Source organism: Rubellimicrobium sp. CFH 75288 (assembly GCF_009904055.1).
In the GTDB taxonomy this organism is placed as follows: Bacteria; Pseudomonadota; Alphaproteobacteria; order Rhodobacterales; family Rhodobacteraceae; genus Rubellimicrobium.
This window is the reverse complement of sequence record NZ_WYDP01000003.1, coordinates 455,000-473,440: the sequence shown is the minus strand read 5'-3', so window position 1 is coordinate 473,440 and position 18,441 is coordinate 455,000. Positions and strand designations below refer to the sequence as shown.

Below are 18,441 nucleotides of genomic sequence, written 5' to 3'. Positions count from 1 at the left end.
GACCAGGGGGGCGGGGATCATCCCGCCCCTTCTTGCCCCTGCGGATCACCGGTCCGGCGCGGACGGCTCGTCCGGGTCGGGCCGTCCGATCCCGCGGAACAGGCGCCGGAACGGCACGGCCCAGAGAATGCCGAGCGCCACATAGATCATCAGCTCCAGCCACCAGACGGGGCGGCCCAGTCGAGCCTCGGCCCAGTTGACGAGGCTCACGGCCACAACGACATAGGCGGGCAGCCCGACCACCAGCACCACGATGGCCCAGCGGCGCCGGGCGCGCCACGACAGCCCCTTGCGTCGGCTCATCCGTCCTCCGTCAGTCGGCGAAGGGGTCCGTCACCAGGATCGTGTCGTCCCGTTCCGGCGAGGTGGACACGAGCGCAACCGGGCAGCGGATCAGCTCCTCGATCCGGCGGACGTACTTGACCGCCTGCGCGGGCAGTTGCGCCCAGGACCGCGCGCCTGCGGTGCTCTCGCTCCAGCCCTCCATCTCCTCGTAGAGGGGGCGGACACGAGCCTGCCGATCGGCAGCAATCGGCAGATGGTCGAGCCGCTCTCCGTCGAGTTCGTAGCCCGTGCAGATGCGCAGCCGCTTGAAGCCGTCGAGCACGTCGAGCTTGGTCAACGCGATCCCCGATACGCCCGAGGTGGCGCAGGTCTGGCGCACCAGCGCCGCGTCGAACCAGCCACAGCGGCGCTTGCGGCCCGTGACGGTGCCGAACTCGTGCCCGCGCTCGCCCATGCGCTGGCCTTCGGCGTCGTGAAGCTCGGTCGGAAAGGGTCCCTCGCCCACGCGGGTCGTGTAGGCCTTGACGATGCCGAGGACGAAGTCCACTGCCGTGGGGCCGAGCCCCGTCCCGGTCGCCGCCATGCCCGCCAGCGTGTTGGAGGAGGTGACGAACGGGTAGGTGCCGAAGTCGATGTCCAGCAGCGCGCCCTGCGCCCCCTCGAACAGGATACGGCGGCCCTGGCGGCGCGCCTCGTTCAGGACGGCCCAGACGGGCCGGGCATAGGGCAGGAGGCGAGGCGCCACCTCCATCAGCCGGGCGCGCAGCCCCTCGCGGTCCACGGGGGGCAAGCCGAGGCCGCGGCGCAGCGCGTCGTGGTGCAGAAGCAGCCGGTCGAGCCGCAGGTCGAGCGTCGCCGCATCGCCCAGATCGGCCACGCGCACGCTGCGCCGGCCCACCTTGTCCTCGTAGGCGGGGCCGATGCCGCGGCCTGTGGTGCCGATCTTGGCCGCGCCGGCCTGGGCCTCGCGCGCGCGATCCAGCTCGCCGTGAAGGGGCAGGATGAGGGGGGCGTTCTCGGCCACCATCAGCGTGTCGGGGGTGACGCGGACCCCCTGCCCCGCCAGGCGGTCGATCTCGTCCAGGAGCGCCCAAGGATCGAGGACCACGCCGTTGCCGATGGCCGAGGGCTTGCCCCGCACCACGCCCGAGGGCAGGAGCGAGAGCTTGTAGACCTCTCCGCCCACGACAAGCGTGTGGCCGGCATTGTGGCCGCCCTGGAAGCGGGCGACGATGTCGGCGCGCTCGCTCAGCCAGTCGACGATCTTGCCCTTGCCCTCGTCGCCCCACTGGCACCCGACGACCGCGACATTGGCCATGAACCCTCTCCCCTCTTGCCCGGCCGCTATAGCGGCGGCGGCGGCGCGATGAAAGGCGCGTGGGAGAGCCTACACGGTTGAAGACGCAGGGCGGAACATTATATGAACAGCCATGAGCATGAGTCTTCAGGACAAGCTGGCCATCCTGTCGGACGCGGCCCGCTACGACGCTTCCTGCGCCTCGTCGGGGGGGCAGAGGCGCGATTCGCGCGACGGCAAGGGGCTGGGCAGCACGACCGGAGCAGGCATCTGCCACGCCTTCACGCCGGACGGGCGGTGCGTGTCGCTGCTCAAGATCCTGATGACCAACTTCTGCATCTACGACTGCGCCTATTGCGTGAACCGGGTGTCCTCCAACACGCCACGGGCGCGCTTTTCGGTCGAGGAGGTCGTGACCCTCACGATCGAATTCTACCGGCGCAACTACATCGAGGGGCTGTTCCTGTCCTCGGGGATCATCCGGTCTCCCGACGACACCATGCGCGACATGGTCCGCATCGTGCGCACCCTGCGCGAGGAGCACGACTTCCGCGGCTATGTCCACCTCAAGACGATTCCCGGCGCGAGCGCCGAGCTGATCGAGGAGGCGGGCCGCCACGCCGATCGCCTGTCGGTCAACATCGAGCTGCCGACCGAGGCGGGACTGGCGCGGCTGGCGCCCGAAAAGGACGCGGGCGCGATCCGGCGGCACATGGGCGACATCCGCCTCAGGCGCGAGGAAGCGGGCGATCGCAGCCATCGCGGCACGCCCGCGCCCCGCTTTGCCCCCGCGGGGCAGAGCACGCAGGTGATCGTCGGCGCCGACGGAGCGGACGACGCCACGATCCTGCGCCAGTCTCAGCGCCTTTATGGGGCCTACGGGCTCAAGCGCGTCTATTACTCGGCTTTCTCTCCCATCCCCGAGCCGTCGGCCCTTCTACCCGTCAAGGCGCCGCCGCTGGTGCGCGAGCACCGCCTCTATCAGGCCGACTGGCTCATGCGCTTCTACGGCTTCGAGGCCGGGGAGATCGCCGAAGGGGGCGATCTCGACCTGTCGATGGACCCCAAGCTGGCCTGGGCCTTGCGGCACCGCGAGCGGTTTCCGGTGGACGTGGCCACCGCCCCGCGCGAGATGCTGCTCCGCGTGCCCGGCTTCGGTACCCGGACGGTCGAGCGCATCCTGTCGGCGCGGCGGCACCGGCGGCTGCGGCATGCGGACCTGCTGCGGATGGGCGCTTCGCTGCGCAAGGCCGCCCCGTTCATCGAGGCGGCGGACTGGCATCCGGGGGCGCTGCTCGATTCGGGGCACCTCGCCGCGCGGCTGACGCCGGCGCCCCGGCAGCTGGCGCTGTTCTGATGCCGCACATCGCGCTTCCCCCGACCGGCACGGCGGCCGCCTGGCGGGAGGCGGCCCGCGCCTGCCTGTCCGCGCGCCTACCCCCCGAGGCCGTGACCTGGAGCCGGGGCGCCGAGGCGGGCGTCCTGTTCGACGAGGGCGAGGCGCCGCCCCCGGTCAAGGCCGGGCCGATCCGGGTGCCCGCCGCCTTTGTCGAGATGGCGGCGCAGGTCTGCTGGCATCGCGACCCGCAGCGCTTTGCCCGCCTTTATGCCTTTCTGTGGCGGCTGCGGCTGAAGCCCGCGCTGATGGAGGACGCGGCCGACCCTGCGCTGGTCGCGCTGCGCGGCATGGAAAAGGCCGTGCGCCGCGACATCCACAAGACCCATGCCTTTGTGCGCTTCCGCGAGGTGGGCGAGCGCGACGCCCCCCGTCGCCGCTTTGCCGCGTGGTTCGAGCCCCAGCACCTGACGCTCGAGCCCTCCGCGCCCTTCTTCGCGCGCCGCTTCGGCGACATGGACTGGCTGATCGCCACCCCCGACCTGACCGCACGGTTCGAGGGGGGGGTGCTGCGCCTCGAGGAGGGGGCACCGCGGCCGGAGCTGACCGCCGACGACGCCGAGGAGCTGTGGCGGACCTATTTCCGCAACATCTTCAACCCCGCGCGGGCCAATCCCGCCCGGATGCTGGCCGAGATGCCGCGCCGCTACTGGGCCAACCTGCCCGAGGCGCAGACGATCCCCGACCTGCTGCGCGAGGCCGAGGGCCGCGTGCGCGCCATGGCCGAGGCGGCGCCGAAGGAGGCGCCCTTCTACGCCCGCGCGCTGGCCGCCCGCCGCGAGGAGGCAGCCGCCCCGGCGCCTGCCCCGGCCGGGGGTCTGGCCGGGCTCGTCCGCGAGATCGAGGGCTGCCGCCGCTGCCCCCTGTGGGAGGGGGCGACGCGCGCCGTCGCCGGAGAGGGCCCGGTGGACGCCGCGCTGGCCCTCGTGGGCGAGCAGCCGGGCGACGGCGAGGACTTGGGGGGGCGCCCCTTTGTCGGCCCGGCGGGGCAGCTTCTGGACGGGGTCCTGCGCGAGGCCGGGATCGCGCGGGAGCGGACCTATCTCACCAACGCGGTCAAGCACTTCAAGTACACGCTCAAGGGCCGCCGCCGCATCCACCAGAGCCCCTCGGGCGGCGAGATCGCGGCCTGCCGGCCGTGGCTTCTGGCCGAGCTGGCCGAATTGCGGCCGAAGCTGGTCGTGGCGCTGGGGGCCACGGCGGCCGCCGCCCTGACGGGTCGGGGCGAGGGCATCCTGAAGCGGCGCGGCCGCATCGAGGAGGGACCGGACGGCCTGCCGGTCCTTCTGACCGTGCATCCGAGCTTCCTGCTGCGCCTGCCCGACCCCGTTCTGCGCGAGACGGAGACGGAGCGCTTCCGCGAGGACCTGGTGGCGGCGCGGACCTGGCTCGAGGCGCAGCAGGCGGCCTAGTGCGCGGCCTTGGGCCGGACCAGATGCAGCGCGGCCGCGATGACCAGCCCCAGGGCGAGCCCCGCGATCGCCGCGCCCGCGGCCTGTGCGGCCCAGCCTGCGACCGTCGCCGCCCAGCCGCCTGCCCCCTCGACTGCGTGGGAGGCCGCGTGGCCGAGCGCGTGCAGCGCGTCCTCCGGGGCATGCCAGCCCCAGACAGCCAGGCCGTGGATCACGATCTGCCCACCGACCCACAGCATCGCGACCGTGCCCACCGCGCCGAGGGCGGAGAGCAGCGGCGGCATGCCCCGCACCAGCAGGCGCCCCAGAGCGGCCGCCGCCCGGCTGCGGCCGCGGGCGAGCGCGGCCCCGATGTCGTCGGCCTTCACGATCAGCGCGACGACGCCATAGACCGCCACCGTGATCGCGATCCCCACCGCCGCGAGGATCGCCGCGCGGGTGGCGAGGTCCGGCGCCTCGATGGCGGCGAGCGCGATGGCCATGATCTCGGCCGACAGGATCAGGTCGGTGCGGATCGCACCGGCGACGCGCCGGTCCTCGAGCGCTTGGGCGCTCTCGGCCGCAAGGGCAGGACCAGGCTCCTCGGCATGATGGAGGAACTTGCCGAGGATCTTCTCGGCCCCCTCGAAGCAGAGGTAGAGGCCGCCGACGACCAGGATCGGCGTGATGGCCCAAGGTGCGAACACGCTGAGCAGCAGCGCGGCGGGCAGCAGGATCAGGAGCTTGTTGCGCAGCGATCCCCTGGCGATGCGCCAGATGATCGCGAGCTCGCGCTCGGCCGCGAGGCCGGTGACGTAGCGGGGCGTCACGGCCGCGTCATCGATCACCACACCGGCCGCCTTGCCGCCGACCTTGATCGTCTGGGCGCCGATGTCGTCGAGCGAGGCGGCGGCGAGCTTGGCGATCGCCGCCACGTCGTCGAGAAGCGCAAGAAGCCCGCTGGCCATGCCCCCCGGCCCTCCGCGCTGCCGGCCCGCGCCATCTAGGGCGGGCGGCAGGCGGCGACAAGGATCAACTCAGGTGTTGAAGAGGAAGTGCATCACGTCCCCGTCGCGCACCGTGTAGGTCCGCCCCTCGAGCCGGAGCTTGCCGGCCTCCCGAGCCCCCGCCTCGCCGCCATGGGCGACGTAATCCTCGTAGGCGATCGTCTCGGCGCGGATGAAACCCTTTTCGAAGTCGCCGTGGATGACGCCGGCGGCCTGGGGGGCGGTGGCGCCCTCGGGGATGGTCCAGGCGCGCGCCTCCTTGGGGCCGGCGGTGAAGAAGGTCTGGAGGCGCAGCAGGCGGTAGCCCGCGCGGATCAGCCGGTCGAGGCCCGGCTCCTCGAGGCCGAGCGTGGCGAGGAACTCGCCCTGTTCCTCGGGGGGGAGCTGGGCGATCTCCTCCTCGATGCGGGCGGAGATGACGACATGGGCGCTGCCCTCGGCCTCGGCCACGCGGGCGACGGCGGCGCTGTGGGCGTTGCCGGTGGCGGCCGAGTCCTCCTCGACGTTGCAGACGTAGAGGACGGGCTTGGCGGTCAGGAGGCCGAGCATCCGCCAGGCGCGCGCCTCCTCGGGGGAGACCGCGACGGTGCGGGCGGGGCGCCCCTCGGCCAGGGCGGCCTGGGCGCGGCGCAGCAGCGCGTCCTGCTCGAGCGCGTCACGGTCGCCGCCCCTGACCTTGCGGACGAGGCCCGCGAGGCGGCGCTCGACCGACTCGAGGTCGGCGAGCATGAGCTCGGTCTCGACGGTGGCGGCGTCGGCGACGGGGTCGGTGCGCCCCTCGACATGGGTGATGTCGCCGTCCTCGAAGCAGCGGAGCACGTGGGCGATGGCGTCGGTCTCGCGGATGTTGGCCAGGAACTGGTTGCCGAGGCCCTCTCCCTTCGAGGCGCCCTTCACCAGCCCCGCAATGTCCACGAAGGTCATGCGCGCGGGGACGATCTGGCGGCTCTTGGCGATCGCGGCGAGGCGGTCGAGACGGGGGTCGGGGACGGCGACCTCGCCCACATTGGGCTCGATGGTGCAGAAGGGGAAGTTGGCGGCCTGGGCCGCGGCCGTGCGCGTGAGCGCGTTGAAGAGCGTGGACTTGCCCACGTTCGGCAGGCCCACGATGCCCATGCGGAAGCCCATCGGCCCCTCCCCCTTGCGAAGCGCTCCGCCCTTAGCGGCCGCGCCGGGCCGGGGCAAGGTCAGGGCCGGCGGCGCAGGCGGCGGTCCTGGTTGCGTTCCCAGATGATGATCCAGGCCAGCGCGATGAAGACCGGATGGCCGAGCCCGCCGGAGAACAGGACGGACGGCACCCAGATCAGGAACGTCACGACGGCCACGATCGGGCGCCCTGCGAGCAGGATCGAGAGCGGCGGCAGGAGAAGGGCGAGCAGGTAGTTCATGGGCGCGGATGTGGGGGCCGCGCCCAGCCTTGTCACCCCCCGTTGACGCGACGGAATATCCGGCTTGGAACAAACGCCGAACGTGGTAGGATGAATCGTCCCGCGGACCGGAGGAGTCGCGATGCAGCCCATTCCCTACCTGTTCTTCGACGGCACCTGCGAGGAGGCGTTGCGCGCCTATGCCCGCATCTTCGGCACGCCCGAGCCGGAGATCCTGCGCGCGGGCGAGGCGCCCGAGGGTCAGGGCGGGCCGGTGGGTCCCGAGGCGGTCATGCACGGGGCGGTGCGGATCGGCGAGGGCGTCCTCTACGGATCGGACTTTCCCGGCGCGGGCGGCATGACGGGGTCCTGCGTCTGCGTGGCGTTGCCCCATGCGGACGAGAGCCGGCGCATCTTCGAGGCCCTGTCCCACGGGGGCACCGTCGAGATGGCGCTGGAGAAGACGTTCTTCAGCCCGGCCTTCGGCATCGTGACGGACCGCTGGGGCACCCGCTGGATGGTGGACACGGCGCTGGCCGGGAATGCCCCGGCGGCACGGGAGGCGGAGGGCGCCGCGGCCGGGCCGCGTTGACAAATCGGCGCCGCCGTCGCACCCCGTCCCGGCGAGGGAGGGGCGGGCATGACGCGGATCGCTGAGACGTTCGGACGGCTGGGGCGCGAGGGGCGCAAGGCCTTTGTCGCCTATGTCATGGCGGGCGATCCCGACCCCGAGACCGCGCGCGAGATCGTGCTGGGCCTGCCCGGCGCGGGCGTGGACATCGTGGAGCTGGGCGTGCCCTTCACCGACCCGATGGCGGACGGGCCGACGATCCAGTTGGCGGGGCAGCGGGCGCTGGCGGCGGGGCAGACGCTGCGGGGCACCCTGGACCTCGCGGCCGAGTTCCGGCGCGCGCATCCGGACGTGCCGCTGGTGCTGATGGGCTACTACAACCCGATCTTCTCCATGGGCGTGGAGGCGTTCCTGGGGGCCGCGCGCGAGGCGGGGGTGGACGGGCTGATCGTGGTGGACCTGCCGCCCGAGGAGGACGAGGAGCTGGCGCTGCCCGCCCGCGCGGCGGGGCTGGACTTCATCCGGCTGGCCACGCCGACGACCGACGACCGCCGCCTGCCGGCGGTGGCGGCCAATGCCTCGGGCTTCGTCTACTACGTGTCGATCACGGGGATCACCGGGGCGGCGGCGGCCGATCCCGAGGCGGTGGCGCCCGACGTGGCGCGCATCCGCGCGGCCACGGGGCTGCCGGTCGTGGTGGGATTCGGCATCCGCACGCCCGAGGCCGCGCGCGCCATCGCCGCGGTCGCCGACGGGGCGGTGGTGGGCTCGGCCATCGTGAGCGAGGTGGCGCAGGGGCGTCCGCCGGCCGAGGTGCTGCGCTTTGTCGCCGACCTGGCCCGCGGCGCCCATGCCGAGGCGGGCGAGGCCGCCTGAGGGACGGCGCAGGCGCGGCAGGCGGGGCCGGACGATCCGCGGCAGGCGCCCCGCCGGGGCGGGGCGTCCGGCGGGCGCGGCGGGCGCGTTCCAGCGCACCTCGTCCAGCACGGGGCCGGTGCAGGTCCGGTAGGCGTTCCACTCGAGCCCGAGCCACGCGGCGATGAAGTCCGACAGGACCGCGCGGCAGGTCCGCGCGAGCGCGGCGTCCGACAGGGGCGAGGCGGCGGCCTGGGCCGCGCGCCAGAAGGCGGCGCGCGCGAGCGTGCGACCCTCTGGGCGGCCGAGGCCCAGATGGGAGAGGCGTTCGTGCAGCGCGGCCAGCAGCGCGGCGCGGGACGGCGGAAGGCAACGGGGGTCGTGAAAGGCGGCGAGCGGGGGCATGGACGGGTCCTGGACGGGGCTTCGGACCGGAGGATGCCGGCGAAAGGTTAACGACCCGTTAGACCACCGCGCGCACCGTCCCCGATTCGCGCAACACCCCCGGCGCCCGCGGGCGGCGGGTCTCGCGTCACCGGGCCGGCTGTGCGGGGCGGCAACGCCCGTGGGCGCGCGGGCGACGGCACGATCCCGGACGGACTTCCCGCTCCGCAGCCGCAACGCCCCCGGCGCGCGGGCGATGGACCGCCCTGCCCCGCTTTGCTACCGATCCGGGGCAGGAGGAGCCCCCATGCCGCCCGTCATCACCTCGATCGCCGATCTCAAGGCGCTGCACCGGCGGCGCACGCCGCGGATGTTCTACGACTATTGCGACTCGGGGTCCTGGACGGAACAGACCTATCGGGAGAACACCACCGACTTCGAGAAGCTGCGCTTCCGCCAGCGGGTGGCGGTGGACATGTCGGGGCGGTCGCTGGCCTCGACCATGCTGGGCCGGCCGGTGGCGATGCCGGTCGCGCTGGCCCCCATCGGAAGCCTGGGGATGCAGTCCGCGGACGGCGAGATCAAGGCCGCGCGGGCGGCGGCGCGCTTCGGGGTGCCCTTCACGTTGTCCACCATGTCGATCTGCTCGATCGAGGACGTGGCCGAGGCGGTGCCCGAGGCGCCGTTCTGGTTCCAGCTCTATGTCATGCAGGACGAGGAGTTCGTGGACCGGATCATCGAGCGGGCGCGGGCGGCGCGCTGCTCGGCCCTGGTGCTGACGCTGGACCTCCAGATCCTGGGGCAGCGGCACAAGGACCTCAAGAACGGGCTCTCGGCGCCGCCCAAGATCACGGCAAGGAACGCCTGGGACTTCGCCCGGCGCTGGCGGTGGTCGATGGAGATGGCGCGGACGCGGCGGCGGACGTTCCGCAACATCGTGGGCCATGCGAAGGACGTGGGCGACCTGCGCTCGCTCATGTCGTGGACCAACGAGCAGTTCGACCCGCGGCTCGACTGGGGCAAGGTGGCGCGCATCCGCGACAGGTGGGGCGGACCCTTCGTGCTGAAGGGCATCCTGGACCCCGAGGATGCCCGGCTGGCGGTGGAGGCGGGGGCGGATGCGATCGTGGTGTCGAACCATGGGGGGCGGCAGCTCGACGGGGCGCTGTCGTCGATCCGGATGCTGCCGTCGATCGTGCGGGCGGTGAAGGGCCGGACGGAGATCTGGCTCGATTCGGGCATCCGGTCGGGGCAGGACGTGCTGAAGGCGCTGGCGCTGGGGGCGGATGCGACGATGATCGGGCGGGCCTATGTGCACGGGCTGGGCGCGATGGGCGAGGCGGGGGTCACGCGGGCGCTGGAGGTGATCGCGCGCGAGATGGACGTGACGATGGCCCTGATCGGGCGGCGGCGCGTGGCGGAGGTCGGGCGGGACGTGCTGCTGGTGCCGCGCGACTTCGAGGGGGAGTGGGCGGAGAACGCCTGACGCGGCGGTGCCGGGGGGTTGACGACCCCCCGGGGTCCGGGCGTAAGCCCGTGGGGTCCAAGAGAGCACCCCATGCTGATCGGCATCCTTCAAACCGGCCATGCGCCGGACCCGCTGCGGCCCCGCCACGGCGACTATCCCGACCTGTTCGAGCGCCTGCTGGCCGGACGGGGACTCGAGTTCCGCACCTGGGCCGTGGTGGACGGCGAGTTTCCCCCGGGCCCGGAGGCGGCGGAGGGCTGGCTGGTGACCGGCTCCCGCCACGGAGCGTATGAGGGGCATCCGTGGATCCCGCCGCTCGAGTCGCTGATCCGCGAGATCCGCGACGCGCGCCGGCCGCTCGTGGGGGTGTGCTTCGGGCACCAGATCGTCGCGCAGGCGCTGGGCGGGCGGGTGGAGAAGCATCCGGGCGGCTGGTCCGTGGGGCGCACGGAATACGAATGGGGCGGCGAGCGGGTGGCGCTGAACGCCTGGCATCAGGATCAGGTGACGGCGGTGCCGCCGGGGGCGCGGGTGATCGCCTCGGCGCCCGGCTGTGCGGTCGCGGCCCTGGCCTATGACGACGCGCCCATCCTGACCGTGCAGGCGCATCCCGAGTTCGACCCGGACTTCCTGGCCGACCTGATGGCCGAGCGGGGACCGGGCGTGGTGCCCGAGCCGCTGCTGGGCGCGGCGCGCGAGGCGCTGGGCCGGCCGCTCGACTCGGGCGAGGTGGCAGACCGGATCGCGCGGGTCTTTCTGGAAGGGCGGGCGGCATGAGCTGGATCGACAAGATTCCCGCCGCGGCGCGCGCCTATCTGGAGACGAACCGCCTCGACGAGGTGGAATGCGTGATTGCCGACTTTCCGGGGATCGCGCGGGGCAAGGCGGTGCCGGCCGCCAAGTGGGAGCGGCAGCAGTATTTCCACCTGCCCAACTCGATCTTCTTCCAGACGATCACGGGCGACTGGGCGGAGGCGGCCACGGACGGTTTCACCGAGCCCGACATGATCATGCGGCCCGACCTGGGCACGGCGACGGCGGCGCCCTGGGCGGTGGACGGCACGCTGCAGGTGATCCACGACGCCTACGACCTGTCGGGCAACCCGGTGGGGATCGCGCCGAGGAACGTGCTCAAGCGCGTCGTGGAGCTCTACAACCAGCGGGGCTGGACGCCGATCGTGGCGCCGGAGATGGAATTCTACCTGGTCGCGCGCAACCTCGACCCCGCCAAGGAGATCGTGCCGATGATGGGCCGCACGGGACGGCCCGCGGCGGCGCGGCAGGCCTATTCCATGACGGCGGTGGACGAGTACGGCCCCGTCATCGACGACATCTACGAATATGCCGAGATCCAGGGCATCGAGATCGACGGGATCGCGCAGGAGGGAGGGGCGGGGCAGCTCGAGATCAACCTGCGGCACGGCGACCCGGTGAAGCTCGCCGACGACGTGTTCTTCTTCAAGCGGCTGATCCGCGAGGCCGCGCTCAAGCACGACTGCTTTGCCACCTTCATGGCCAAGCCCATCGAGGGCGAGCCGGGCAGCGCCATGCACGTGCACCATTCGGTGCTGGACGCGACGGGGCGCAACGTGTTCACCGCCGAGGACGGGGGCGAGACGCCCGAATTCCTGCATTTCGTGGGGGGCCTGCAGCGGCACCTGCCTTCGGCCATCGCGGTGATGGCGCCCTATGTGAACTCCTACCGGCGCTACGTGCGCAACCATGCCGCGCCGATCAACCTGGAATGGGGGCGCGACAACCGGACCACCGGGCTGCGGGTGCCGGTCTCCACCCCCGAGGCGCGGCGGATCGAGAACCGCCTGCCGGGGATGGACTGCAACCCCTATCTGTGCATCGCCGCCTCGCTCGCCTGCGGGTATCTGGGCATGGTGCAGGCCACGCCCGCGGGGCCGATGTTCGAGGGCGACGCCTACCAGTCCGACGCCGAGATTCCCTATTCGCTGTCGGATGCGCTGGACCTGTTCGAGGAGGCGACCGACCTGCACGAGGTGCTGGGGCGGGACTTCGCGCGCGTCTATGCCATCGTCAAGCGCACGGAGAACGAGGAGTTCCTGCAGGTCATCAGCCCCTGGGAGCGGGAGCACCTCCTGCTCAACGTGTGATGCGGCTGGGGGTGACGGTGGACGTGCCGGACCTGGAGGCGGGGGTGGCCTTCTGGCGCCGGGCGTTCGGGTTCGCCGAGGTGGCGCGGCCGCATCCGGCCTTTGCCGTGCTGGAGGCGGCGGGGCAGAGCCTGACCCTGGCCGAGAAGCCGGCGGGCAGCCGCGCGGCACCCGCCGAGGGGACCGAGCGCCATTACGGGCGGCACTGGACGCCCGTGCACCTGGACCTGCACGTGGAGGACCTTGCCGCCGCCGTGGCGGCCGTGGAGGCGGCGGGCGGCGCGGTCGAGGCGGTCCACCGCCCGCCGGGGCGTCCGGCCGTCGCCTTCTGCGCCGACCCCTTCGGCCACGGCTTCTGCATTCTCGGACCACGGACGGAGGCGCCATGAACCCGCTGCACCGCAACGACCCCGTCCGGGGCGCCTGGCCCCGGTCCTGGTACGCGGCGAGCGCGGACGTTCCGGGGGAGGCGCGCGCGCCCCTGCGCGGCGAGGAGAGCGCCGACGTGGGCATCGTGGGCGCGGGCTATACCGGGCTCTGGGCCGCGCGGGTGCTGGCCGAGGCGGGGCTGCGCGTCGTCGTGCTGGAGGCGCACCGGGCGGGCTGGGGCGCCTCGGGGCGCAACGGGGGGCAGGTCGCCTCGGGCTTCAACAAGAGCCAGCAATGGCTGGAGGAGCGGCTGGGCGAGGGCAACGCGCGCCTCCTGTGGGAAATCTGCGAGGCGGGCAAGGCGCAGGTCCGCGAGTTCTGCGAGCGCGAGGCGCCGGAGGCGCGCTTCCTGCCCGGCGTGGCCTATGGGCAGTACGACGCCGCCGAGGCGGATGCCGCACGGGCCAATGCCCGGTTCCTGGCCGACCGCTATGGCTACGACCGCATCGAGGTGATGGACCGCGACCGCTTCCGGGCGCTGGTGCGCTCGCCCCTCTATTCCGGGGGGACGTTCGACCGGGGCGCGGGGCACGTCCACCCGCTGCGCTATGCGCTGGCGCTGGCGCGGAGCGCGGAGGCCGCGGGCGCCCTGATCCGCGAGCATTCGGAGGTGCTGCGCATCGAGAAGGGCGATCCGGCCGTGCTGGTCACGGACGGAGGGCGGCTGAGGGCGCGGCACGTCATCCTGGCGGGCAACGGCTACATGCCCGACCTGGAGCCCGAAGTGGCCGCGCGCGTCATGCCCATCAACAGCTTCATCGGCGCGACCGAGCCCCTGCCCGACCGCTGGCAGGAGGTTCTGGCCGAGGACATCGCGGTGGCCGATTCCAAGTTCGTGGTGAACTATTACCGCTTCTCGGAGGACCGGCGGTTCCTGTTCGGGGGACGCGAGAGCTACACGCTGGGATTCCCGCGCGACATCGCGGGGCCGCTGCGCAAGCGGCTGGCGCGGCTGTTTCCGCAGCTCGGGGGCGTGCGGATCGAACATGTCTGGGGCGGCACGCTGGGCATCACCATGACGCGGCTGCCGCTGGTGATGCGGGTGGCGCCCAACATCGTCTCGGGGGGCGGCTTCTCGGGGCACGGGGTGGCGCTGTCGGGGATCACGGGGCGCATCATGGCCGAGGCCGTGCTGGGTCAGGCGGCGCGCCTCGACGCGATGGCGCTGCTGCCCACGCCGCGCTTTCCGGGCGGGGCGGCGGCGCGGGCGCCGCTGCTGACGCTGGCCATGACGTGGTACGGGCTGCGCGACCGGCTGGGGTTCTGACCCGGCGCAAGGGTGTTGCGCACGGTGGCGGGGCAGCGCAAGCGGCTTGCGCCGGTCGGGGGCCGGGGGCTCCTGCGCCGCATTGCCCGCGTCGCAAGGTCCGCGCTAGGACGGAGCAAAGAGGAGGCCCGCCATGAACGACCAGAGCCCCAAGACCTGGGAGGCGCGCGCGGACGCGGCCACCTTCTACGGCTTCACCGACCTGCCCACGGTCAAGGCGCGGGGGGCCGTGGTGCTGACCCATGGCAAGGGCCCCTACATCTACGACGTGCACGGGCGCGAATACCTCGATGCCAATTCGGGCCTGTGGAACATGGTCGCGGGCTTCGACCATCCGGGGCTGATCGCGGCGGCGCAGGAGCAGTATGCGCGCTTTCCGGGCTATCACGCCTTCTTCGGGCGCATCTCGGACCAGGCGGTGATGCTGGCCGAGACACTGGTGGAGGTGTCGCCCTTCGAGACGGGCAAGGTGTTCTTCACCAATTCGGGGTCGGAGGCGAACGACACGATGGTGAAGATGCTGTGGTTCCTCTGGGCCTCGGAGGGGCAGCCGCAGCGGCGCAAGATCCTGACGCGGTGGAACGCCTATCACGGGGTCACGGCGGTGTCGGCCTCGATGACCGGAAAGCCCTACAACAGCGTGTTCGGCCTGCCGCTGCCGGGCTTCATCCACCTGACCTGCCCGCATTACTGGCGCGAGGGGCGCGAGGGCGAGAGCGAGGAGCAGTTCACGCAGCGCATGGCGCAGGAGCTGGAGGACACGATCGCGCGCGAGGGGGCGGACACGATCGCGGGCTTCTTCGCCGAGCCGGTGCAGGGCGCGGGGGGCGTGATCGTGCCGTCCCAAGGCTACTTCCAGGCGGTCGCGCCGATCCTGAAGCGTCACGGCATCCCGCTGATCGCGGACGAGGTGATCTGCGGGTTCGGGCGGACGGGGAACACCTGGGGCTGCGAGACCTTCGGCTTCGTGCCCGATGCCATCATCTCGTCCAAGAACCTGACGGCGGGGTTCTTTCCGATGGGGGCGGTGATCTTGGGGCCGGAGCTGTCGGACCGCCTCCAGCGCGCGTCGGAGGCGATCGAGGAGTTTCCCCACGGCTTCACCGCCTCGGGGCATCCGGTGGGCTGCGCGATCGCGCTGAAGGCGATCGACGTGGTGATGAACGACGGCCTAGCCGAGAATGTCCGCCGCCTGACGCCGCGGTTCCAGGCGGGCCTGGCGAAGCTGGCCGAGCACCCCCACATCGGCGAGTGGCGGGGCGTGGGCTTCATGGCCGCACTGGAGGCAGTGGCGGACAAGGCCACCAAGCGGCCCTTCGACAGCAAGCTGTCGGTGAGCGAGCGGATCGCCAATGCGAGCACGGACGAGGGGCTGATCTGCCGGCCGCTGGGCCAGAGCATCGTGCTGGCGCCGCCCTTCATCCTGACGGAGGCGCAGATGGACGAGATGTTCGCCAAGCTGGGCCGGGCGCTGGATCGGGTCTTCGCCGAGGTGGCATGAGGGGGCAGCCCGCCCCCCGGAATGTCGGGCGGCGCGGGTCCCCTGTCCGTCAGGGCTTGTCGCGCTCGTCCTCGTCCTTGCGGGGGGCGGTCGTGCCGAAGCCGCCGGTCATGGCCTTGAAGAACGCCTCCTGCTGGGCGCGGAGCGCCTCGAAGCCGGGCATCTTGGCCATGGGGTTGGTCTTGGCCATCTGGTCGAGCATCTTGGCCTGCCCCTCGCGCAGCATCTCGAAGGAGGCGGCGAGGAAGGTGGGCATCAGGTGCGCGGCCTGCGTCGTGTAGGCGCGCACGAGGTCCGTGAGCACGCCCACGGGCAGCACGTTCTCGCCCCGGCTCTCGTGCTCGGCGATGATCTGGAGGAGATACTGGCGGGTGAGGTCGTCGCCGGACTTGAGGTCCACGATCTGCACGTCGCGCCCCTGGCGGATGAAGCGGGCGATGTCGTCGAGGGTGACGTAGTCGCTCGTCTCCGTGTTGTAGAGGCGCCGCGAGGCGTAGCGCTTGATGAGGAGCGGCTTGCGGGGCTCGGCGGGCATGGGGCTCCTCTTGTCCTGCTGCGGTTGCAGAAACCCTAGGCCGCCATGCGGCAAAAAGAAAGGGCGGACCCCCGGTGAGGGCCCGCCCCTGCCGCGCGGTGCGCCGGCGGCCCGGGGAGGACGGGCCGCGCGCGCCGGGCGCGGATCTCAGACGTTGGTCGAGGCGGAGGTCGCCTTGCGGGCGGCGTCCGTCATGTCCTGCGTGGCCTTGCGGGCCGCGGCGGTGACGTCCTCGGACATGTCCTTGCCCGCGGCCATCATCAGTTCCATCGTCTCCGTCTGGACGCGCTTGGCGACCTCGGCGAAGGCGGCCATGTGCTCGGCCGTCGACTCGGCGGTCGCGGCCAGGAAGTCGGTCATCGACTTGGCGTAATCGGCCGGCTCCGGCTTGGCGGCAGTCATCGCGGACAGCTTGGAGAGCGTGTCGTGCATCCAGCGCGAGGAAATCTCGGTCGATTCGCGAGCGGCATGGATGGCCACCGCGGACATCTTCTCCGCCAGCGCGGTCTGGGACTTGAACAGGTTCTCCATGGCGGTGGTGTCCACCGGCAGGTTGCCCATCATGTCCTTCATCATCGCCACGTAATCCTGCGTCCTGGCCATCGTCTCGGTCTCCTGCATCCATCCGGGACCCCTGCCCCGGCGTCATGGGCCCACAGATAGATGCTGCGGTGCAGCATGACAAGGCCCTTTTCTGCGATGCAGCAAAAAAGTCCGGCCCCGCCTTCGCGGCCGCCGTCAGGCGGGGGGCGCGCTGACCGCGACATAGCGGCCCGGTGCGGGGCCGAGCGGCTCGTGCCCCGGCCCTCCGGGCTCGCGCGCGGGGATGCGCGGGCCGGACCGCCCGGCCAGCCAGTCGCCCCAGCGCGGCCACCAGCTGCCCGCGTGCTTCTCGGCGCCGGCCAGCCACTCCTCGGGCGTGTCGGGCCAGTCGGGATTGGTCCAGTGGCCGTACTTGCCCTTGGAGGGCGGGTTGACGATCCCGGCGATGTGCCCCGACTCGGACAGGATGAAGGTCTTGTCCGTCGCCCCCATGGCCCGCACCCCGCGCCACGAGGAGGTCCAGGCGGCGATGTGGTCGCTCTGGCAGGCCACGGCGCAGAGCGGCACGTCCACGTCCGAGAGGTGCACCGTCTCGCCCAGGACCGGAAAGCCGTCCCGGGCGAAGCGGTCCTGCTGGCAGAGGCCGCGCAGGTATTCCACGGCCATCGCGGCGGGCAGGTTGGTGCCGTCGCCGTTCCAGTAGAGCAGGTCGAAGGCGGGCGGCGTCTCGCCCAGCATGTAGGAGCGGATGGCGGGCGCGTAGATGAGGTCGTTGGAGCGCAGGTAGGAGAAGGTGCGCGCCATGTAGAAGGACTCGAGAATCCCCTTCTCGCCCGCCTCGCGCTCGAGCGCGTCCACGAAGTCGTTCTCGAGGAACACGCCCATCTCGCCGGGGTCGGAGAAGTCGGTGAGCGTGGTCAGGAAGGTGGCCGCCTGCACCCGCCGGTCGCCCCGGCGCGCCAGCAGCGCGAGCGCGAGCGCAAGGGTGGTTCCCGCGATGCAGTAGCCCACGACGTTGACCCGGTCCGTGCCGCAGATCGTGCGGATGCGGTCCGTCGCCTCCAGATAGGCGGCGACGTAATCCCCCAGCGTCGTGTCGCGATAGGACGGATCGGGATTGACCCAGGAGACCATGAACAGCGTGAATCCCTGATCCACGATCCACTTGACCAGGCTGTTCTGGGGCTTGAGGTCGAGGATGTAGAACTTGTTGATCCAGGGCGGAAAGATCACGAGCGGGATCTGGTGCACCGTTTCGGTGGAGGGCGCGTACTGGATCAGCTCGAACAGGCGGTTGCGGAACACGACCTCGCCCGGCGTGGTGGCGATGTTCTCGCCCAGGCGGAAGGCGCTGTCGTCGGCGAGGCGGACGATCAGCTCGCCCCCATGCGCCTCGAGGTCGCGCACGAGGTTCTCGAGCCCGTCCACGAGGCTCTGACCATCCGTCTCGAGCGCGCGTTCGAGGGCATCCGGGTTGGTGGCGAGGAAGTTGGTGGGCGCGAGCAGGTCCACCATCTGGCGCGAGAAGTAGCGCAGGCGGGTCTTCTCGCGCTCCGACAGCCCCTCGATCGAGTCCACCGCGCGCGCGACCGCCTCGCTGTTGAGAAGATACTGATGCTTGACGGCGGCGAACCAGGGATGGGTATCCCAGAGCGGATTGGCAAAGCGCCGGTCGCGCGGCCCGGCCTCGGGCGCCGGTCCGGCGCCGGGGACAAACGCCGCCTGCATGGCGCTGAAATGGCGCAATGCCTCGGTCCAGTAGCCGGCCTGCTGGGCAATGAGCCGGGCGGGGTTCGCCATCGCCTCGGCCATCCACGCCTGGGCGGCCTTCACGTAGAGGTCGGGCGACGGCCCCTGAAGCGCGGGGGGCACGTGGCGGCGCTGGGCCATGACCGAGACGAGGCGGGCGCTCAGATCCTCGATGCGGCGGAGATTGCGCTCGAAGGTTTCCAGGTTGCGGCCCTCCTGCCGCGCCTCGGGCGGGTCGTTCTTCTGCTCTGTTGCCATGGTTCCTCCCCCGCC

The 18,441-nt window shown here is 72.0% G+C and carries 18 protein-coding genes; 10 read left to right on the top strand and 8 right to left on the bottom strand.

Annotated features, from left to right (window positions below; all coding sequences use genetic code 11):
* Positions 1 to 45 precede the first annotated feature (45 nt).
* The gene (locus GT358_RS05580) at positions 46 to 303 is read right to left on the bottom strand and encodes a DUF2842 domain-containing protein (protein ID WP_166581579.1); all 258 of its coding nucleotides are present in this window, start codon (positions 301 to 303) and stop codon (positions 46 to 48) included.
* 10 nt (positions 304 to 313) lie between these two features.
* The gene (locus GT358_RS05575) at positions 314 to 1,603 is read right to left on the bottom strand and encodes an adenylosuccinate synthase (protein ID WP_166581578.1); all 1,290 of its coding nucleotides are present in this window, start codon (positions 1,601 to 1,603) and stop codon (positions 314 to 316) included.
* A 118-nt stretch (positions 1,604 to 1,721) separates the two neighbouring features.
* Between GT358_RS05575 and GT358_RS05570 the strand changes: the two genes are divergently transcribed.
* The gene (locus GT358_RS05570) at positions 1,722 to 2,939 is read left to right on the top strand and encodes a putative DNA modification/repair radical SAM protein (protein ID WP_166581634.1); all 1,218 of its coding nucleotides are present in this window, start codon (positions 1,722 to 1,724) and stop codon (positions 2,937 to 2,939) included.
* Positions 2,939 to 4,390 (top strand): UdgX family uracil-DNA binding protein, encoded by a 1,452-nt coding sequence (locus tag GT358_RS05565; protein ID WP_166581577.1) that lies wholly within the window; start codon positions 2,939 to 2,941, stop codon positions 4,388 to 4,390. The genes GT358_RS05570 and GT358_RS05565 overlap by 1 nt, the downstream gene beginning before the upstream one ends.
* On the opposite strand, the gene GT358_RS05560 is transcribed toward GT358_RS05565, so the two are convergent.
* From GT358_RS05560 to GT358_RS05550, 3 genes are all read right to left on the bottom strand, one after another.
* On the bottom strand, positions 4,387 to 5,337 hold the full coding sequence (locus tag GT358_RS05560) for a DUF808 domain-containing protein (RefSeq protein ID WP_166581576.1): 951 nt from the start codon (positions 5,335 to 5,337) through the stop codon (positions 4,387 to 4,389). The two genes, GT358_RS05565 and GT358_RS05560, sit on opposite strands and share 4 nt — an antisense overlap.
* A gap of 69 nt (positions 5,338 to 5,406) precedes the next feature.
* Positions 5,407 to 6,504 carry a redox-regulated ATPase YchF gene (gene ychF, locus GT358_RS05555; protein WP_166581575.1) on the bottom strand — a complete coding sequence of 366 codons (1,098 nt, stop codon included), beginning with the start codon at positions 6,502 to 6,504 and terminating at the stop codon, positions 5,407 to 5,409.
* A 59-nt stretch (positions 6,505 to 6,563) separates the two neighbouring features.
* Positions 6,564 to 6,764 (bottom strand): hypothetical protein, encoded by a 201-nt coding sequence (locus tag GT358_RS05550; RefSeq protein WP_166581574.1) that lies wholly within the window; start codon positions 6,762 to 6,764, stop codon positions 6,564 to 6,566.
* A 121-nt stretch (positions 6,765 to 6,885) separates the two neighbouring features.
* Here GT358_RS05550 and GT358_RS05545 point away from each other — a divergent pair, with 121 nt between their 5' ends.
* From GT358_RS05545 to GT358_RS05510, 8 genes are all read left to right on the top strand, one after another.
* Positions 6,886 to 7,335, top strand: coding sequence for a VOC family protein (locus tag GT358_RS05545; protein ID WP_166581573.1), 450 nt, complete (start codon positions 6,886 to 6,888; stop codon positions 7,333 to 7,335).
* A gap of 48 nt (positions 7,336 to 7,383) precedes the next feature.
* The gene (gene trpA, locus GT358_RS05540; protein WP_166581572.1) at positions 7,384 to 8,190 is read left to right on the top strand and encodes a tryptophan synthase subunit alpha; all 807 of its coding nucleotides are present in this window, start codon (positions 7,384 to 7,386) and stop codon (positions 8,188 to 8,190) included.
* Positions 8,191 to 8,860: 670 nt separating this feature from the next.
* Positions 8,861 to 10,039 carry an alpha-hydroxy acid oxidase gene (locus GT358_RS05535; RefSeq protein WP_166581571.1) on the top strand — a complete coding sequence of 393 codons (1,179 nt, stop codon included), beginning with the start codon at positions 8,861 to 8,863 and terminating at the stop codon, positions 10,037 to 10,039.
* Positions 10,040 to 10,111: 72 nt separating this feature from the next.
* Positions 10,112 to 10,798: a type 1 glutamine amidotransferase gene (locus tag GT358_RS05530; protein WP_166581570.1), complete on the top strand. Its 687-nt coding sequence runs from the start codon at positions 10,112 to 10,114 to the stop codon at positions 10,796 to 10,798.
* A complete protein-coding gene (locus GT358_RS05525) occupies positions 10,795 to 12,144 on the top strand; it encodes a glutamine synthetase family protein (RefSeq protein WP_166581569.1) in 1,350 nt (449 codons plus the stop codon). The genes GT358_RS05530 and GT358_RS05525 overlap by 4 nt, the downstream gene beginning before the upstream one ends.
* Complete coding sequence (locus GT358_RS05520; protein WP_166581568.1) at positions 12,144 to 12,533, top strand: VOC family protein; 390 nt, start codon at positions 12,144 to 12,146, stop codon at positions 12,531 to 12,533. Before GT358_RS05525 ends, GT358_RS05520 begins: the two co-directional genes overlap by 1 nt.
* Complete coding sequence (locus GT358_RS05515) at positions 12,530 to 13,840, top strand: FAD-binding oxidoreductase (RefSeq protein ID WP_166581567.1); 1,311 nt, start codon at positions 12,530 to 12,532, stop codon at positions 13,838 to 13,840. Before GT358_RS05520 ends, GT358_RS05515 begins: the two co-directional genes overlap by 4 nt.
* A gap of 133 nt (positions 13,841 to 13,973) precedes the next feature.
* Complete coding sequence (locus GT358_RS05510; protein WP_166581566.1) at positions 13,974 to 15,341, top strand: aminotransferase; 1,368 nt, start codon at positions 13,974 to 13,976, stop codon at positions 15,339 to 15,341.
* Between the two features lie 49 nt (positions 15,342 to 15,390).
* Here GT358_RS05510 and phaR read toward each other — a convergent pair whose 3' ends face one another.
* The 3 genes from phaR to phaC all read right to left on the bottom strand — a co-directional run bounded on the left by phaR (position 15,391) and on the right by phaC (position 18,426).
* Complete coding sequence (phaR, locus tag GT358_RS05505; RefSeq protein WP_166581565.1) at positions 15,391 to 15,876, bottom strand: polyhydroxyalkanoate synthesis repressor PhaR; 486 nt, start codon at positions 15,874 to 15,876, stop codon at positions 15,391 to 15,393.
* A gap of 147 nt (positions 15,877 to 16,023) precedes the next feature.
* Positions 16,024 to 16,479 carry a Phasin gene (locus GT358_RS05500; protein WP_166581564.1) on the bottom strand — a complete coding sequence of 152 codons (456 nt, stop codon included), beginning with the start codon at positions 16,477 to 16,479 and terminating at the stop codon, positions 16,024 to 16,026.
* A gap of 135 nt (positions 16,480 to 16,614) precedes the next feature.
* Positions 16,615 to 18,426, bottom strand: coding sequence for a class I poly(R)-hydroxyalkanoic acid synthase (phaC, locus tag GT358_RS05495; RefSeq protein WP_166581563.1), 1,812 nt, complete (start codon positions 18,424 to 18,426; stop codon positions 16,615 to 16,617).
* Between the last annotated feature and the right edge of the window lie 15 nt (positions 18,427 to 18,441).

Bases quoted from the DNA above. Each gene is read 5' to 3' on its own strand.
- GT358_RS05580 (WP_166581579.1), bottom strand. From the start codon at position 303: ATGAGCCGACGCAAGGGGCTGTCGTGGCGCGCCCGGCGCCGCTGGGCC.
- GT358_RS05575 (WP_166581578.1), bottom strand. From the start codon at position 1,603: ATGGCCAATGTCGCGGTCGTCGGGTGCCAGTGGGGCGACGAGGGCAAG.
- GT358_RS05570 (WP_166581634.1), top strand. From the start codon at position 1,722: ATGAGTCTTCAGGACAAGCTGGCCATCCTGTCGGACGCGGCCCGCTAC.
- GT358_RS05565 (WP_166581577.1), top strand. From the start codon at position 2,939: ATGCCGCACATCGCGCTTCCCCCGACCGGCACGGCGGCCGCCTGGCGG.
- GT358_RS05560 (WP_166581576.1), bottom strand. From the start codon at position 5,337: ATGGCCAGCGGGCTTCTTGCGCTTCTCGACGACGTGGCGGCGATCGCC.
- ychF (WP_166581575.1), bottom strand. From the start codon at position 6,504: ATGGGCTTCCGCATGGGCATCGTGGGCCTGCCGAACGTGGGCAAGTCC.
- GT358_RS05550 (WP_166581574.1), bottom strand. From the start codon at position 6,764: ATGAACTACCTGCTCGCCCTTCTCCTGCCGCCGCTCTCGATCCTGCTC.
- GT358_RS05545 (WP_166581573.1), top strand. From the start codon at position 6,886: ATGCAGCCCATTCCCTACCTGTTCTTCGACGGCACCTGCGAGGAGGCG.
- trpA (WP_166581572.1), top strand. From the start codon at position 7,384: ATGACGCGGATCGCTGAGACGTTCGGACGGCTGGGGCGCGAGGGGCGC.
- GT358_RS05535 (WP_166581571.1), top strand. From the start codon at position 8,861: ATGCCGCCCGTCATCACCTCGATCGCCGATCTCAAGGCGCTGCACCGG.
- GT358_RS05530 (WP_166581570.1), top strand. From the start codon at position 10,112: ATGCTGATCGGCATCCTTCAAACCGGCCATGCGCCGGACCCGCTGCGG.
- GT358_RS05525 (WP_166581569.1), top strand. From the start codon at position 10,795: ATGAGCTGGATCGACAAGATTCCCGCCGCGGCGCGCGCCTATCTGGAG.
- GT358_RS05520 (WP_166581568.1), top strand. From the start codon at position 12,144: ATGCGGCTGGGGGTGACGGTGGACGTGCCGGACCTGGAGGCGGGGGTG.
- GT358_RS05515 (WP_166581567.1), top strand. From the start codon at position 12,530: ATGAACCCGCTGCACCGCAACGACCCCGTCCGGGGCGCCTGGCCCCGG.
- GT358_RS05510 (WP_166581566.1), top strand. From the start codon at position 13,974: ATGAACGACCAGAGCCCCAAGACCTGGGAGGCGCGCGCGGACGCGGCC.
- phaR (WP_166581565.1), bottom strand. From the start codon at position 15,876: ATGCCCGCCGAGCCCCGCAAGCCGCTCCTCATCAAGCGCTACGCCTCG.
- GT358_RS05500 (WP_166581564.1), bottom strand. From the start codon at position 16,479: ATGGCCAGGACGCAGGATTACGTGGCGATGATGAAGGACATGATGGGC.
- phaC (WP_166581563.1), bottom strand. From the start codon at position 18,426: ATGGCAACAGAGCAGAAGAACGACCCGCCCGAGGCGCGGCAGGAGGGC.